Consider the following 14,834-nt stretch of genomic DNA (forward strand, 5'->3'; position numbering starts at 1 on the left):
GCTTGATCGCTTACCTGTCCGGCGCCGTGCGGGTATCGACGTCGACGACGACGCTGAGGCCCGCGCGCAGGCGGCCGGTATTGAGCGCATCCTGCGGCAATGCGATGCGGACAGGCACACGTTGGATGATCTTGGTGAAATTACCCGTCGCATTCTCCGGCGGCAGCAGCGAGAAGACCGAGCCGGAAGCCGGCGAGATCGATTCGACGGTGCCGACGATCGGATGGTCGCTATAGGCATCGACGTGAACATTGACCTTGGAACCGGGAACCAGATGCTGGATCTGCGTTTCCTTGAAATTCGCGTCGATATAGAGCTGGCGGATCGGCACGATCGCCATCAGCTTCTGGCCGGGAGAGACAAGATCGCCCTCCTGCACCGAACGATTGCCGACGATGCCGTCATAAGGCGCCTTCAGCACGGTGAACGACAGGTCGCGGGAAGCCTTGTCACGAGCGGCCTCCAGTCCCTTGATCGTGCTCTCGGCCTGCCGGCGCTGGGCCTGCAGCAGGTTGATGTTTGCCTGCGCCGAGGCAATCGCGGCATCGCCGCCGACCAGGTTGGCCTTGGCTTGGTCGAGCGCGATGTTGGCGCTATCCAAGGCGGCCGTGGTGCCGACCGACTTCGACTGCAGTTCGGCAGCGCGTGTCTGGGTGATCTGGGCGCCACGGACAGTGGCTTGCAGAGCAACCTTCTGCGCTTCCGACTGCGCAAGAGCGGCCTGGCCGGCTGCGATCTGTGCATCGATGGTATGGAGCGAAAGCTGCTCGGTATCGAGCGAGGCCTGGGCCTGCTCCAGCGCCAGCTTGTAGTCGCCGTCGTCGAGCGTGGCGAGAACGTCGCCGGCCTTGACCTGCTGGTTGGCAACGACGTTCACCTTGGAAACGTAGCCGGTCACCTTCGGCTGTATAGTCGCGATGTCGCCGCCAATATAGGCGTCGTCGGTGGAGACCATGAAGCGGCCGTTCGTCCACCAGTCATAGCCGTACCAGCCACCGGCCGCGAGAGCGACGACAAGGATAATTGGAAAAGCCAGGCTGCGCCGCTTCTTCTCCGGCGGCGGTGGGGCCGCAGGGACCGGAGCAGTGGGCGCAGCCTGGGCGGGGGCAGGTTTGCCGCGCGTTTCAGCCGCGGGAGCCTCAGCAGACACGCCGGCTTCGCGGGTTTCCACCTCAGCATCTGCAGGCTCGTCCACGATGCGCGCTACATTGTTTCCATGACTTGACGACATTGCCCTACCACCGAAATTCTGTCTAAATTAATCGAACCGAACGGTTCAGTTCAATTGACATAAAGCCTTTTTCACTCCATATCAAGAGATATCGAACTGAGCGGTTCGATTTATTTGGCGAATCTGTTTAAGATTCAGAAAAATGATCAAGTGAATGATCGAGTGAAGGAGACGATGAAACACGAACCGCAAAATGCCGCTGTGTTGAACGCGCCCGCGCCTGCATCCGGTGGACGTTGGGCGGCCGGCGAAGATCCGGTCAAGCGCCAGCAAATTCTTGAAGGCGCCAAGCGCGTCTTCATGAAGATGGGCTTCGACGCGGCGAGTATGAACGACGTCACCCGTGAGGCCGGCGTTTCCAAGGGCACGCTCTACGTCTATTTCGCCAACAAGGAAGACTTGTTCGCCGCCATGATGGAGAGCGAGCGCACCTATTTCGTCAACCTCGTGCGCAACGCACTTGCAGACGAAGCAGATGTCACGACGTCTCTTTATGACTTCGGCATCGTATTCGTGACGCATGTCACGTCGGACAAGACCATCAGTGCCATGCGCACGGTCATCGGCGTGCGCGAACGCATGCCGTCGCTCTGTCAACGCTTCTTCACCGGCCCGGAAAACCTGCGCACGGTGCTGCGCGGCTTTCTTGAACGCCAGGTGGCAGCCGGCCACCTCAAGATCGACGATTTCGACATGGCGGCCCGCCATTTTCTCGAAATGGCCAGCGGCGGCTATTTCAAGCTGCGGCTGTTCGGCGACATGGACGAGCCTCCATCGAAGGATGAGATCGACTACGTCGTGCGCGGCGCCGTGCGCGTCTTCCTCGCGGGCTACGGCCCCGACCGCAGGGATTGACGCCAGAAGCCTTCCCTTGTTGCCGATGAGCAGCTAGCGATCCAACTCCGCAATTGCGATCAAGCGTCGCGACCGCCGGGCGCTTATGACTGGCCCGGCAACCAGGGGAGTTAGGCATGAGCGCGATCGGACGAGCGATATGGTTTATCGAAAGCCATTTCACCTCTGATATCTCTTTGGATGAGATTGCCGAGACGGCCGGACTTTCACGCTATCATCTGTCGCGCGTCTTCGGCATGACGACAGGCCATTCGATCAGGAGCTACATCCGCAGCCGCCGTCTCAGTGAGGCGGCCCTCACACTGATCGACGGCTCTTCCACCATTCTCCAGGTTGCCTTCGATGCCGGCTACGGCTCGCACGAGGCTTTCACCCGTGCCTTCCGCGAGCAATTCGGCATGACGCCGGAAAGCCTGCGCAAGCAGGGGCACGTTCGCAACCTCGCTCTACAGGAGCCGATCAGAATGGACGACACCCGCCTTCCCAAACTCGATGCCCCGCGCTTCGAAACCCACCCCGCAATGCTGCTTGCCGGCCTTGCGGAAACCTATGCCTATGAGTCCACCCAGGCGATTCCCTCGCTCTGGCAGAAATTCAACCAGCATTTCGACCATATCCCGGGCCAGGTCGGCAATGTTGCCTATGGCGTCTGTACCCAGGCGGAAGAAGGCAGTGAAGGCTTTCGCTACATGGCCGCTGCGGAGGTGGCCAGCAACGACGACCTGCCCGAAGGCTTCGTCGTCACGAGACTGCCGCAGCAGCGTTATGCGATCTTCACGCATCGCGGCCATATCTCCGGCATCTCCGCCACCGTGCACCAGATCTTCGGCGAATGGCTCCCGCAATCAGGCCAGCAGCACGGCGGCTCCCCCGACATGATGGAACGCTATGACGAGCGCTTCGATCCGCGTACGGGCACGGGCGTGACGGAGATATGGATCCCCCTGAAAGCCTAGAGGCAAAGCCTGAAAACAAGGCCGCCGCCGCCCCGAAATTGGCGGCGGCGCTTGTACGGAGAACGGCGCTCCTTACATTACGGCCATTCTGGAGAGGCCGGAGCTGGGGGTCAGCATCGGCGAATGCTGACAAAAGGGGAAATCGTCTATGGATATTGTTGGGCTGCTACAGGATCCCGCCGCATGGGTCGCGCTCATCACGCTCGTGGTCATGGAGGTCGTCCTCGGCATCGACAACCTCATCTTCATCTCGATCCTGACCAACAAGCTGCCGGCCGAACATCGCGACAGAGCGCGCAAGATCGGTATCGGCCTTGCCCTCGTCATGCGCCTTGCCCTGCTCGGCACGGTCGCCTGGATCGTGCAGCTCACGCAGCCCGTCTTCGAAATCTTCGGCCAGGGTTTCTCCTGGAAGGACATGATTTTGATCGGCGGCGGCCTTTTCCTCGTCTGGAAGGCGACGAAGGAGATCCATCACAATGTCGACCCTCAGGAACAGGGTGAGGATTTCATCGCCAAGTCGACGACCTCAAGCTTTGCCTCGGCCATCGGCCAGATCCTGCTGCTCGACCTGGTCTTCTCGATCGACAGCATCATTACCGCCGTCGGCATGACGCCGCATTTGCCGATCATGTTCGTCGCCGTGATCGCCGCCGTCACGGTGATGCTGGTGGCCGCAAACCCGCTCGCCAACTTCATCGAGAAGAACCCGAGCATCGTCATGCTCGCGCTCGCCTTCCTGCTGATGATCGGCACGACGCTGATTGCCGAAGGCATGGGCGTACACGTGCCCAAGGGCTATATCTACGCCGCAATGGCCTTCTCCGCCCTGGTGGAAGTGCTCAACATGCTGGCGCGCAACCGGCGGAAAAAGGCATCCAGCGGCCATTGATCGCGAAAACCGCACCCCAAAACGGGTGCGGCTTTCATGACGCCTGGTCAGTCCTGGACAGTGACGTCGACCCACTGGCCGATGTCCCCGTGTCCATAGATGTCGACCTTGATCCAGACGTTGCCGCGAACGATGATGTTCCCGGCATCGTCGGCGATATTGCCATCTGCCAGCATGGCTTCCAGCTTCTGGCGATTGGACGCCTGCGAGAAGAAGCTGTCGCCCTGGTCGCCACGGTCGCGGCGACGGTAGGCATGATAGTTCGCGCGGTCCTGGCGAATGATCTGCCAGGGCGCCGTCAGGCGCTCTCCCTTGGAATTGTAGAGATCGTCGCTGCCGATATAGGCGCGGTAGGATTCGATCAGACGCGCCGAACCGTCGCGCTTAATTGTCGATTGTGCCGCCGCTGTGTCGAACATGGCGAACGTCAATAAAAAGCTCAAAACCAATTTCTTCATTGTTTCCTCGCGGTGAACGATTGAGGACCTATTTCGCCACTGCCGCGAAAATTGCAAATCAAATTCGACGGGCAGCCTGTTTTTATTCCCGTAGCCCTGTGAAGAGTAAAGAGACCTTGTGAAATCGGGAGATCGGCTCAAATCGATGCGAGATGCACTGCCGGCAATCCGGTCCAGGCAGCCTCGCGGCGCAGTTTCCCTTGACGCCACCCCTTGAATATGGCCTAAGGCCAGCCATACGGAAAACGCTGATAGAAGCGGCAAGACGCCCTTTTCCGGCCGGTTTTCTGATCCAGATACACATTTTCGGCTGGACGGCGCTTGCCCCAAGCGCGATCCGGCCTTTTATGATGGGCAAACAAGATGACCACTTCAGGCGTTCGCGTCCGCATTGCACCCTCCCCCACCGGCGAGCCGCATGTCGGCACCGCTTACATCGCGCTGTTCAACTATCTCTTCGCCAAGAAACATGGCGGCGAGTTCATCCTGCGCATCGAGGATACCGACGCGACCCGCTCCACCCCGGAATTCGAGACCAAGGTGCTCGATGCGCTGAAATGGTGCGGCCTGAAATGGTCCGAAGGTCCCGATATCGGCGGCCCCTACGGCCCTTACCGCCAGAGCGACCGCAAAGAACTCTACAAGCCCTATGTCGAGCAGATCGTCACAAACGGACACGGCTTCCGCTGCTTCTGCACGCCGGAGCGTCTGGAAAAGATGCGCGAGGCTCAGCGCGCCGCAGGCCTGCCGCCGAGGTATGACGGCCACTGTCTGAACCTTTCGGCCGAGGAAGTCACCACGCGAGTCGCGGCAGGCGAGCCGCATGTCGTGCGCATGAAGATCCCGACCGAAGGCTCCTGCAAGTTCCATGACGGCGTCTACGGCGACGTCGAAATCCCGTGGGATGCCGTCGACATGCAGGTTCTCCTGAAGGCCGACGGCATGCCGACCTATCACATGGCCAACGTCGTCGACGACCATCTGATGAAGATCACCCATGTCGCGCGCGGCGAGGAATGGCTCGCCTCGGTGCCGAAGCACATCCTGATCTATCGGTACCTCGGATGGGAAGCGCCTGTTTTCATGCACCTGTCGCTGATGCGCAATGCCGACAAATCGAAACTGTCGAAGCGCAAGAACCCGACCTCGATCTCCTATTATACGGCCCTCGGCTATATCCCCGAAGCGCTGATGAACTTCCTCGGCCTGTTCTTCATCCAGATCGCCGAAGGTGAAGAACTTCTGAGCATGGACGAGCTTGCGGAAAAGTTCGACCCGGAAAACCTTTCCAAGGCCGGCGCGATCTTCGACATCCAGAAGCTCGATTGGCTGAACGGCCGCTGGATCCGCGAAAAGCTCTCGGAAGAAGAATTCCAGCATCGCGTTCTGACCTGGGCGATGGAAAACAGTCGCCTGCAGGAAGGCCTGAAGCTGTCGCAGTCGCGCATCACCAAGCTCGGCGAGCTGCCCGACCTCACCGGTTTCCTGTTCAAGTCCGACCTCAACCTCGATCCCTCGGCCTTCGCCAGGATCAAGTCGACACCGGAAGAACTGCTGGAAATCCTGAACACCGTGCAGCCTGATCTCGAAAAGATCCTCGAATGGAATGTCGAGACGATCGAAGCCGAGCTGCGCGCCATCGCCGACCGCATGGGCAAGAAGCTGAAGGTCATCGTCGCCCCGCTTTTCGTCGCCGTATCGGGCTCCTCGCGCTCGCTGCCGCTTTTCGATAGCATGGCCATCCTCGGCCGCTCCGTCGTGCGCCAGCGGCTGAAACTTGCCGCGCAGACCGTTGCGACCCTCGTCGGCCCGAAGAATTGAACCGGACGTAGAACCATGAACGACAAGACCGAAACCGCCACCCTCTCCTCCGACGCAACGGAAGTTCGCGCGCAGAAGCTGAAGCTGCTGCGCGAGCAGATCGGCGACGTCTATCCGGCGCATTTCCACCGGACCATGACCAATGCCGAACTGGCTGCGAAATATGAGGGTCTGGAGCCGGACACGGAAACCGCCGACGTCGTCACCGTCGCCGGCCGCGTCTATTCCTCGCGCAACTCCGGCATGTTCATGGATCTCCATGATGCCTCGGCCAAGATCCAGATCTTCAGCCACAAGGACGTAACTTCGGAAGGGGCCCGCAGCCTGCTGCCGATGATCGACATCGGCGACATCATCGGCGTGACCGGCGTCGTGCGCCGCACCAAGCGCGGTGAGCTGACGATCAATGCGCGTGAGATCACCATGCTGACCAAGTCTCTGCTGCCGATGCCGGAAAAGTGGCACGGCCTGTCCGATATCGAGCTACGCTACCGCAAGCGTCATCTCGACATCATGACCAACGAGGAATCGAAGCTCCGCTTCCAGCAGCGCAGCCGCATCGTTTCCGGCATCCGCCGCTTCATGGAAAATGACGGCTTCATGGAAGTCGAGACGCCGATGCTGCATTCGGTCTATGGCGGTGCCACCGCCGAGCCGTTCAAGACGCATCACAACACGCTGAAGCTCGACATGTACCTGCGCATCGCGCCGGAACTGTTCCTGAAGCGCACGCTGGTGTCCGGCCTCACCGACAAGGTCTTCGAGATCAACCGCAACTTCCGCAACGAAGGCGTCTCCACCCGGCACAATCCCGAATTCACGATGATGGAGTGCTACTGGGCCTATGCCGACTACGAGGACATCATGGACCTCGTCGAGCGACTGTTCTCGACGCTCGCCATGTCGATCCACGGCAGCACTGAATTCGCCTTCGGCGACAAGCAGATCTCCTTCAAGGGTCCGTTCCGCCGCGTGCCGATGCCCGACGCCGTCAAGGAAGCGACCGGCATCGACTTCCTGGCGATCAAGACCGATGAGGAAGCGCGCGACGCCGCCAAGGCCGCCGGCTTCGCCGTTGAGAAGGACGCGACCTGGGGCGAATGCCTGGCCTTCATCTTCGAAGAGAAGGTCGAGGGCACGCTGATCCAGCCGGCGCACGTCACGCATTTCCCGAAGGACATCTCGCCCTTCGCCAAGGAAGTGCCGGGCGAACCGCGCCTCGTCGAGCGCTTCGAGACCTATTGCAACGCGTGGGAACTCGGCAACGCCTTTTCGGAACTCAACGATCCGGAAGAGCAACGCGCCCGCATGGTCGAACAGCTCGAGCAGGCGCATGCGCGCGGCGAAAAGCAGAAGGAACTGGACGAGGAATTCCTCGACGCCATCGATCAGGGCATGCCGCCGGCAGGCGGTCTCGGCATCGGCGTCGACCGCCTCATCATGCTTTTGACCAACTCGCCGTCGATCCGCGACATCATTCTCTTCCCGGCTCGCCGCAGCAAGGCCGACTGATCAAGCCAGCAATTTCAGGCGCCAGGCAAGCGAAGGAAACGACGCTGCCTGGCGCTTTTCTTTTGGCGCAAATTCCAGGAAAAGCGCATGGCGGTTTTCCATCTGGAATTGCGTAAGAGCAAGCGGATTGGGCGTTTCAGCATTTCGCGGAACCGCCCCATCTGGAATAGCGGCGGTAGCGTCAATTCGTAATCGGCGACCGACGGTCGGCGGCACCCGTCATGGTCGGGTCCAGTCGCGGGGACGGGGTCCCCTCCTTGCCGCGGGCGTCGGCACCGATGAATTCGCCGTTCTCGTCATAGCCGGGCTGCACATTGCCGGTCGATTTCGGCTCCGGCAGCAGCTTGGCATCTTGCCCGTCTTCCTTCGCCGTTGCCTTTTCTTCCGCGGCAATCGCCGCTTTCATCTTGTCCTTCTTCGCACTCCCGGCACCATTGTCGGCCGAAAGGGCATTGCCGCAATCGCTATAGTCCTTCAACTCCGCAAGCGCGGCATTGATATCCTGCGGCAACATGGTGATCTGCTCGCCAAAGAACAGGCCGGCATTGCTGGCACCGCCATCATAGTAGCGTGCCGTCAGCGGTGCCTCCGAGCTGCCGTCGACAAGCTTGTCCGGATGCGGCACGTAGACCACATCGGCCCCCAGCGCCCGGCCGCGTATGTCGGAGCGCAGCGTCGGGCCGTTCTTGTCGAGAACCACAACCTGGACGAGATCCGGCTTCTGCTCCTGATACACCGCCTTGGCGACCCTAAGCGCGGTCTTCACCCGCGTCAGGCCATCGGTCGGTTCCGTGCGGATATATTTACGTACCCAAAAGCGGTTTTCCTTGCGGATGGTGACGAGATTGACATCCATGCACTGAAGCCCGTTGGGGGAAGCGGATGCAAAGCCGAGCAATCTGTCCTTGCCGATACAAAGCGCCAAAACGCCGGAGGAGCCCACGAGAAGGGCCACTCCGCCGAATATGACGACAAACTTCCGGTGTGCCCGGAAAATATGCAGTAAGGCGCTCACGCCAACTGCTCCAGCATAGACCACTCCAAGCCGACAAAGATGATCAACCCTCACGTTAGGCAGAGGGCGTTTCGGAATACTTAAAACGGACGTAAAACTTGCAACTCTGACGGCATAGCTACCAAAAAAGGTCCAAACTTTCACAGCAATGACGCATGCTTGCCTTTCGCGCCGCGAACGTGCTCTAACCAAAGCATGGCTTTCACCTTGAGACAGCTGCAATACTTCGTCGCCGTGGCGGAACAAGGTTCCGTGACGCGGGCCGCGCAGAACCTGTCCATCTCGCAATCGTCCGTCACGGAAGCCCTCAAGGAACTTGAAAGCGATCTTGGCGTCGAACTGTTCGAGCGCCATCCGCGCGGTCTCTCCATCACACATAATGGTCACCAGTTCCTGCGCCACGCAACGAAGATCCTGGCGACGGTTTCCGATGCCCGCACAAGCTTTTCCGGCCAGCGGAACGAGGCTGGCGGCACGCTGAACATTGGAGTGACCTCGCTCGTCGCCGGCTATGTTCTGTCAGATCTTCTGGCCCGCTACCGCCGTGCCTGCCCCGGTGTCGAGGTCAGCGCCATCGAGGACAATGGCGGCTATCTGGAGCACCTTCTGGTTGGTGGCGAGCTCGACGTCGCCGTCATGGTCATTTCCAACCTGCGGGATCGCATGGCCCTGCAGGCGGAAATCCTCGAAACCTCGCCCTATCGCCTCTGGCTGCCGATGGGTCATCCCCTCGTCTCGGCCGATATCATCAGCGTCGCCGACATCAGCCGCGAACCGCTGATCATGCTGACCATCGACGAAATCGAGGAAAACACCGGCAAGCTGCTGAGCGCACTCGGCGCCCGCCCCCATGTCGCCTTCCGCACGCGCTCGGTCGAGGCGGTGCGCAGCCTTGTCGCGACAGGCGCGGGCGTGGCGCTGCTGCCCGATCTCGTCTATCGCCCCTGGTCGCTGGAAGGCGATCGCATCGAGAGCCGCGACGTCTCCGGCTCGCTGCCGGTCGTTCAGGTCGGCATGGTCTGGCGCAAAGGATCGAGCCTTCCGCAAGCGGCTCGCGACTTCGTCGGCGTTGCCGAAAGCATGCGCTCGGGGAGGCAGCGATAGCAGAGAGCTGCTCCACGAGCATCAAGGGAGTGGAGGATCATTGTGAAGAGCGCCATCATATTCGACTGTGAATTTCTTTGCCTCGAAGGCTCGCAACGCAGATTCTGGTGCGCGGCCCATGATCCGGACCCGGTAATCGCCGAGATCGGAGCGGTTAAGCTGGGCCTGGAAGGCGATTTCCCCATTCTGGACAACTATAAAGCCTATGTTCGCCCCCTCGACAGATTGGCAACCAGTATGCGCTCGACCCGTTCTTCACCGCACTGACCGGCATTACCGAAGAGAATATCAAGACTGAGGGAATTGCCTTACAGGAGGCGCTTGCCGGCCTCGATAGCTTCTCTGACGGCGCCCGCTTCTGGTCCTGGGGCAAGGACGAGCTGAATATGGTGGCGATCAGCTGTTATGTCGCCGGAATTCAGCCGCCAATTCCGGCCCGCCGCTTCGACAACGCCGTCAAGCTGCTGATCGCGGCGGGAATGCCGATCGAGGATCTGGCAAGGACGCCGAGCAACAAGCTCGCCGACTATTATGGTGTGGAGCATCCGCTCCTGCAGAGCCATAACGCGCTCGACGACGCACTTTCAGTGTCCTATACGCTGCAACATCTTATGAAGGCTGGGAAATTACAGCCGAAGGCCTTCGACCGCAACTAGCATCGCCGAGCATCAAATCGACGCCCATCGCAGGCTTCCCTTACCGCACATGGCCTGCCTGGGAAGGAATCGGAATTTCCGATATCGCCTTTCTGATAAATGAATTTGCGAATACGGCGAAATCGCGTCACCTTTTCTTCCGGGAACAAAAAGCCAGCCACTGGCTCCAAGAGCAAGACTCAAAAAACCGGGAGAGTCCGATGAAGCATCTGCTGAAATCATGCACGGCTGCACTCGCATGCCTAAGTTTCGCAACGCAGGTCATTGCCGCGGAGCCATTGAAGACGCTCGGCAAGGGCGAAGGCGCTGTCAGCATCGTCGCATGGGCCGGCTATATCGAGCGCGGCGAAAGCGACAAGAATTACGATTGGGTCACCGGCTTCGAGAAGGAAACTGGCTGCAAGGTCAGCGTCAAGACTGCGGCGACCTCGGACGAAATGGTCGCGCTGATGAACGAAGGCGGCTTCGATCTCGTCACCGCCTCCGGTGACGCGTCGCTCAGGCTCGTTGCCGGTAAGCGCGTCCAGCCGATCAATACCGATCTGATCCCGAGCTGGAAGAACCTCGACGACCGCCTGAAGAATGCCCCCTGGCATACGGTCAACGGCGTCCACTATGGCGTCCCCTATCTCTGGGGGCCGAACGTGCTGATGTACAACACCGACGCCTTCAAGGGCCAGGCGCCGAAGAGCTGGAATATCGTCTTCGAAGAAATGAACCTGCCTGACGGCAAATCCAACAAGGGCCGCGTCCAGGCCTATGACGGCCCGATCTATATCGCCGATGCCGCCCTCTACCTCATGGCCCACAAGCCTGAGCTGGGCATCAAGGACCCATACGAGCTCAACGAAGACCAGTACAAGGCCGCCCTCGAACTGCTGCGCGGCCAGCGCAAGATCGTCAGCCGCTATTGGCACGACGCCATGATCCAGACCGACGATTTCAAGAACGAAGGCGTCGTCGCTTCCGGCTCCTGGCCGTTCCAGGTCAACCTCCTGCAGGCCGACAAGCAGAAGATCGCTTCGACTTTCCCGGATGAGGGAACGACGGGCTGGGCCGATACGACCATGCTGCATGCCGACAGCGAGCATCCGAACTGCGCCTATATGTGGATGGAACATTCGCTCCAGGCCAAGGTTCAGGGCGATGCGGCCGCCTGGTTCGGCGCCGTCCCCTCGGTTCCGGCCGCCTGCAAGGGCGACGAACTCCTGACCGACAGCGGCTGCGCCACCAATGGCTACGATCACTTCGACAAGATCAAGTTCTGGAAAACCCCTGTCGCCAAGTGCACGACGCAGAGCGAATGCGTGCCCTATCATCGCTGGGTTTCCGATTATATCGGCGTGATCGGCGGTCGGTGACCTTCACTCTTCTCCCCTCGGGGAGAAGATGCCCGCCCTTCGGAAAACTCAGGAGGGCAAATGAGGGGGATGAGGAGTTAAGCGACGAATGTCCTGAGCGAAAAGCGAAGGACTGCTTATGCCGCCCCACCCCCTCATCCGACCCTCCGGGTCACCTTCTCCCCGCTGGGGAGAAGGAGTAAACAACATACTCGGAGAAACCAATGAGCGCCGTTCGTTTCCAGCAGGTGTCGCGGCATTTCGGCCAAGTCCGCGCTGTGGACCGCGTCGACCTGGAGATCGCGGCCGGCGAATTTTTCGCCATGCTCGGCCCTTCCGGTTCCGGCAAAACCACTTGCCTGAGATTGATTGCCGGCTTCGAACAGCCGACCGGCGGCCATATCGAGATCTTCGGCGAAACCGCCGAAGGCGTGCCGCCCTATCGGCGCAACGTCAACACGGTCTTCCAGGACTATGCCCTGTTTCCGCATCTCAACATCCTCGACAACGTCGCCTACGGGCTGATGGTCAAGGGCGTCGGCAAGGCCGAGCGGCTGCGTGCCGCCGAACAAGCCTTGGAACTGGTGAAACTGCCTGACTATGGCGCCCGCCGCCCCGGCCAGCTCTCCGGCGGCCAGCGCCAGCGCGTGGCGCTCGCCCGGGCGCTGGTCAACAAGCCGAAAGTTCTTCTGCTCGACGAGCCGCTCGGCGCGCTGGACCTGAAGCTGCGCGAGCAGATGCAGGAAGAGCTGAAGAGCCTGCAGCGGGCGCTCGGCATCACCTTCGTCTTCGTCACCCACGATCAGGGCGAAGCGCTTTCGATGGCCGACCGCGTCGCCGTCTTCAACGATGGCCGCATCGTGCAACATGGCACGCCGCACGATATCTATCAGCGGCCGAAGACCCGTTTCGTCGCCGATTTCGTCGGCTCCTCCAATGTCATTGCCCCGGAAGTCATGTCGTCGCTCGGCGGCGAGCGGCGCTGGGCCAGCCTGCGCCCGGAAGCCATACGGTTGACAGAGGAGAGCGGCGTGGCGGCGACCGTGAAAGCGACGAGCTTTCTCGGTGCCGCTACCCGCCTCTCGGTCGAGGCGAATGGCGCACGCCTGCATGTGACGGTGCCGGCCGGCCAGTCGGCCCCGGATACCGGTGCCGCCATCCGCCTCGCCTGGCTGCCGGCGGACGTTCATTACATGGATGACGCCGCATGAACGCCGCCGCCTTCCCCGCCTCGTCGAGCCAAGCGCCGGCCTCGATCCTGCCGCGCCGCGGCGGCGTCTTCGGCCGCCTCTCCGATCTCTTCTGGCGACGTCCGAAGCTGCTGCTGTTCCTGATGCTGACGCCGCCGCTCCTCTGGCTCGGCATCATCTATATCGGCTCGCTGATCGCGCTTTTGCTGCAGAGCTTCTTCTCGATCGACGACTTCTCGGGAATGGTGAACTACGAGTTCACCCTCTCGACCTATGCCCAGCTGTTGAACACAGCTAATTTTGACATCATCGTGCGCACGGTGGTTATGGCCGCCCTCGTCACGCTGGCCTCCGCCTTCGTCGCCTTCCCGATCGCCTATTTTGCCGCGCGCCATGCGCAGGGCAAATGGAAGGCGCTGTTCTATCTCGGCGTCATGCTGCCGCTCTGGTCGAGCTATCTGGTGAAGGTCTATGCCTGGAAGCTGATCCTCGCCAAGGAAGGCATCCTCACCTGGATCTTCGACAAGCTGCATCTCGGCTGGCTGCTCGACGGCGTGCTCGCTTTGCCCATTATCGGCGGCAATTCGCTGTCGGTCAGCTACATCGGCACCTTCCTCGTCTTCGTCTATATCTGGCTGCCCTACATGATCTTGCCGACGCAGGCCGCTCTCGAGCGCGTGCCGGCGAACTTGCTGGAAGCCTCGTCCGACCTCGGCGCGACGCCGAAGCAGACCTTGCGCACGGTGCTGCTGCCGCTCGCTCTGCCGGGTGTCGTCGCCGGTTCCATCTTCACCTTCTCGCTGACATTGGGCGATTACATCATTCCGCAGATCATCGGCTCCTCGCGCCTCTTCATCGGCCAGGCCGTCTATGCGCAACAAGGAACCGCCGGCAACGTGCCGCTCGCCGCCGCCTTCTCGGTCGTGCCGATCGTCATCATGGCGATCTATCTCTGGATCGCCAAAAAGCAGGGAGCCTTCGATGCGCTCTGATCGTGGCCAACGCGCCTCCCTCCCCTTGAAGATCGCAGCAGCCGGTGGCCTGCTCTTCCTGCATCTGCCGATCCTTCTGATCTTCGTTTATGCCTTCACGACGGAGGAAAAGAGCTATCAGTGGCCGCCGCCAGGGCTCACCCTGCAATGGTTCGGCATTGCCTGGAACAGGCCGGATGTCTGGTCGGCGCTGGCGCTGTCGGTTCAGGTCGCGACCATCGCAACCATCGTCGCCTTGCTGCTCGGTACGCTCTGCGCCGCCGCCGTCAGCCAGACCAAGTTCTTCGGCCGCGAGGCGATCTCACTGCTGGTCATTTTGCCGATCGCGCTTCCCGGCATCATCACCGGCATCGCACTGCGCTCCGCCTTCAGCCTGTTCGATATCCCCTTCTCGGTCTGGACGATCGTTCTCGGCCATGCCACCTTCTGCGTCGTCGTTGTTTATAACAATGCCGTCGCCCGTTTCCGCCGCAACTCCGGCTCGCTGATCGAGGCGTCGATGGATCTTGGCGCCGACGGTTTCCAGACCTTCCGCCATGTCGTCCTGCCGAATATCGGCACGGCGCTGCTCGCCGGCGGCATGCTCGCCTTCGCGCTGTCCTTCGACGAAGTCATCGTCACCACGTTTACCGGCGGTCAGCAGATGACCTTGCCAATCTGGATGCTGGAGGAACTGATCCGCCCGCGCCAGCGACCCGTGACCAATGTCGTCGCCATGGTCGTCGTGCTTGTCACCTTCCTGCCGATCCTGGCAGCCTACTATCTTACCCGCGACGGCGACCAGATCGCCGGCGGCGGCAAATGAAAGGGAG

Annotated in this window: 13 protein-coding genes and 1 pseudogene; 11 read left to right on the top strand and 3 right to left on the bottom strand. The window is 60.8% G+C overall.

Annotation, left to right across the window (positions count from 1 at the left end):
* Positions 1-10 precede the first annotated feature (10 nt).
* Positions 11-1,231, bottom strand: a complete 1,221-nt coding sequence (locus tag HGP12_RS06350; RefSeq protein ID WP_168838090.1) for an HlyD family secretion protein — start codon at positions 1,229-1,231, stop codon at positions 11-13.
* Between the two features lie 174 nt (positions 1,232-1,405).
* On the opposite strand from HGP12_RS06350, the gene HGP12_RS06355 reads away from it, so the two are divergent.
* From HGP12_RS06355 to HGP12_RS06365, 3 genes are all read left to right on the top strand, one after another.
* On the top strand, positions 1,406-2,086 hold the full coding sequence (locus HGP12_RS06355) for a TetR/AcrR family transcriptional regulator (RefSeq protein WP_168838089.1): 681 nt from the start codon (positions 1,406-1,408) through the stop codon (positions 2,084-2,086).
* Between the two features lie 116 nt (positions 2,087-2,202).
* The gene (locus tag HGP12_RS06360) at positions 2,203-3,042 is read left to right on the top strand and encodes a GyrI-like domain-containing protein (protein WP_168838088.1); all 840 of its coding nucleotides are present in this window, start codon (positions 2,203-2,205) and stop codon (positions 3,040-3,042) included.
* 148 nt (positions 3,043-3,190) lie between these two features.
* The gene (locus HGP12_RS06365) at positions 3,191-3,934 is read left to right on the top strand and encodes a TerC family protein (RefSeq protein ID WP_168838087.1); all 744 of its coding nucleotides are present in this window, start codon (positions 3,191-3,193) and stop codon (positions 3,932-3,934) included.
* A 47-nt stretch (positions 3,935-3,981) separates the two neighbouring features.
* On the opposite strand, the gene HGP12_RS06370 is transcribed toward HGP12_RS06365, so the two are convergent.
* A complete protein-coding gene (locus HGP12_RS06370; RefSeq protein WP_168838086.1) occupies positions 3,982-4,392 on the bottom strand; it encodes a hypothetical protein in 411 nt (136 codons plus the stop codon).
* Between the two features lie 363 nt (positions 4,393-4,755).
* Between HGP12_RS06370 and gltX the strand changes: the two genes are divergently transcribed.
* Both gltX and lysS read left to right on the top strand, forming a co-directional pair.
* On the top strand, positions 4,756-6,213 hold the full coding sequence (gltX, locus tag HGP12_RS06375; RefSeq protein ID WP_168838085.1) for a glutamate--tRNA ligase: 1,458 nt from the start codon (positions 4,756-4,758) through the stop codon (positions 6,211-6,213).
* 15 nt (positions 6,214-6,228) lie between these two features.
* Positions 6,229-7,725, top strand: a complete 1,497-nt coding sequence (lysS, locus tag HGP12_RS06380; protein ID WP_168838084.1) for a lysine--tRNA ligase — start codon at positions 6,229-6,231, stop codon at positions 7,723-7,725.
* Between the two features lie 181 nt (positions 7,726-7,906).
* Here lysS and HGP12_RS06385 read toward each other — a convergent pair whose 3' ends face one another.
* Positions 7,907-8,740, bottom strand: a complete 834-nt coding sequence (locus tag HGP12_RS06385) for a hypothetical protein (RefSeq protein ID WP_168838083.1) — start codon at positions 8,738-8,740, stop codon at positions 7,907-7,909.
* A gap of 195 nt (positions 8,741-8,935) precedes the next feature.
* Between HGP12_RS06385 and HGP12_RS06390 the strand changes: the two genes are divergently transcribed.
* The 6 genes and pseudogenes from HGP12_RS06390 to HGP12_RS06415 all read left to right on the top strand — a co-directional run bounded on the left by HGP12_RS06390 (position 8,936) and on the right by HGP12_RS06415 (position 14,827).
* Entirely contained in the window at positions 8,936-9,844 is a 909-nt protein-coding gene (locus tag HGP12_RS06390; protein ID WP_168838082.1) for a LysR family transcriptional regulator, read from the top strand.
* Positions 9,845-9,886: 42 nt separating this feature from the next.
* Positions 9,887-10,500: pseudogene (locus HGP12_RS06395) on the top strand (3'-5' exonuclease).
* 200 nt (positions 10,501-10,700) lie between these two features.
* A complete protein-coding gene (locus HGP12_RS06400; protein WP_168838081.1) occupies positions 10,701-11,861 on the top strand; it encodes an ABC transporter substrate-binding protein in 1,161 nt (386 codons plus the stop codon).
* Positions 11,862-12,064: 203 nt separating this feature from the next.
* Positions 12,065-13,051 (top strand): ABC transporter ATP-binding protein, encoded by a 987-nt coding sequence (locus tag HGP12_RS06405; protein ID WP_168838080.1) that lies wholly within the window; start codon positions 12,065-12,067, stop codon positions 13,049-13,051.
* A complete protein-coding gene (locus tag HGP12_RS06410; protein WP_168838079.1) occupies positions 13,048-14,022 on the top strand; it encodes an ABC transporter permease in 975 nt (324 codons plus the stop codon). Before HGP12_RS06405 ends, HGP12_RS06410 begins: the two co-directional genes overlap by 4 nt.
* Complete coding sequence (locus HGP12_RS06415) at positions 14,012-14,827, top strand: ABC transporter permease (protein WP_168838078.1); 816 nt, start codon at positions 14,012-14,014, stop codon at positions 14,825-14,827. The genes HGP12_RS06410 and HGP12_RS06415 overlap by 11 nt, the downstream gene beginning before the upstream one ends.
* Positions 14,828-14,834 lie beyond the last annotated feature (7 nt).

Source organism: Rhizobium sp. P28RR-XV (genome assembly GCF_012641385.1).
In the GTDB taxonomy this organism is placed as follows: domain Bacteria; phylum Pseudomonadota; class Alphaproteobacteria; order Rhizobiales; family Rhizobiaceae; genus Rhizobium.

Coding starts and splice junctions, on each gene's coding strand:
- HGP12_RS06350 (WP_168838090.1), bottom strand. CDS start 1,231: ATGTCGTCAAGTCATGGAAACAATGTAGCGCGCATCGTGGACGAGCCT.
- HGP12_RS06355 (WP_168838089.1), top strand. CDS start 1,406: ATGAAACACGAACCGCAAAATGCCGCTGTGTTGAACGCGCCCGCGCCT.
- HGP12_RS06360 (WP_168838088.1), top strand. CDS start 2,203: ATGAGCGCGATCGGACGAGCGATATGGTTTATCGAAAGCCATTTCACC.
- HGP12_RS06365 (WP_168838087.1), top strand. CDS start 3,191: ATGGATATTGTTGGGCTGCTACAGGATCCCGCCGCATGGGTCGCGCTC.
- HGP12_RS06370 (WP_168838086.1), bottom strand. CDS start 4,392: ATGAAGAAATTGGTTTTGAGCTTTTTATTGACGTTCGCCATGTTCGAC.
- gltX (WP_168838085.1), top strand. CDS start 4,756: ATGACCACTTCAGGCGTTCGCGTCCGCATTGCACCCTCCCCCACCGGC.
- lysS (WP_168838084.1), top strand. CDS start 6,229: ATGAACGACAAGACCGAAACCGCCACCCTCTCCTCCGACGCAACGGAA.
- HGP12_RS06390 (WP_168838082.1), top strand. CDS start 8,936: ATGGCTTTCACCTTGAGACAGCTGCAATACTTCGTCGCCGTGGCGGAA.
- HGP12_RS06400 (WP_168838081.1), top strand. CDS start 10,701: ATGAAGCATCTGCTGAAATCATGCACGGCTGCACTCGCATGCCTAAGT.
- HGP12_RS06405 (WP_168838080.1), top strand. CDS start 12,065: ATGAGCGCCGTTCGTTTCCAGCAGGTGTCGCGGCATTTCGGCCAAGTC.
- HGP12_RS06410 (WP_168838079.1), top strand. CDS start 13,048: ATGAACGCCGCCGCCTTCCCCGCCTCGTCGAGCCAAGCGCCGGCCTCG.
- HGP12_RS06415 (WP_168838078.1), top strand. CDS start 14,012: ATGCGCTCTGATCGTGGCCAACGCGCCTCCCTCCCCTTGAAGATCGCA.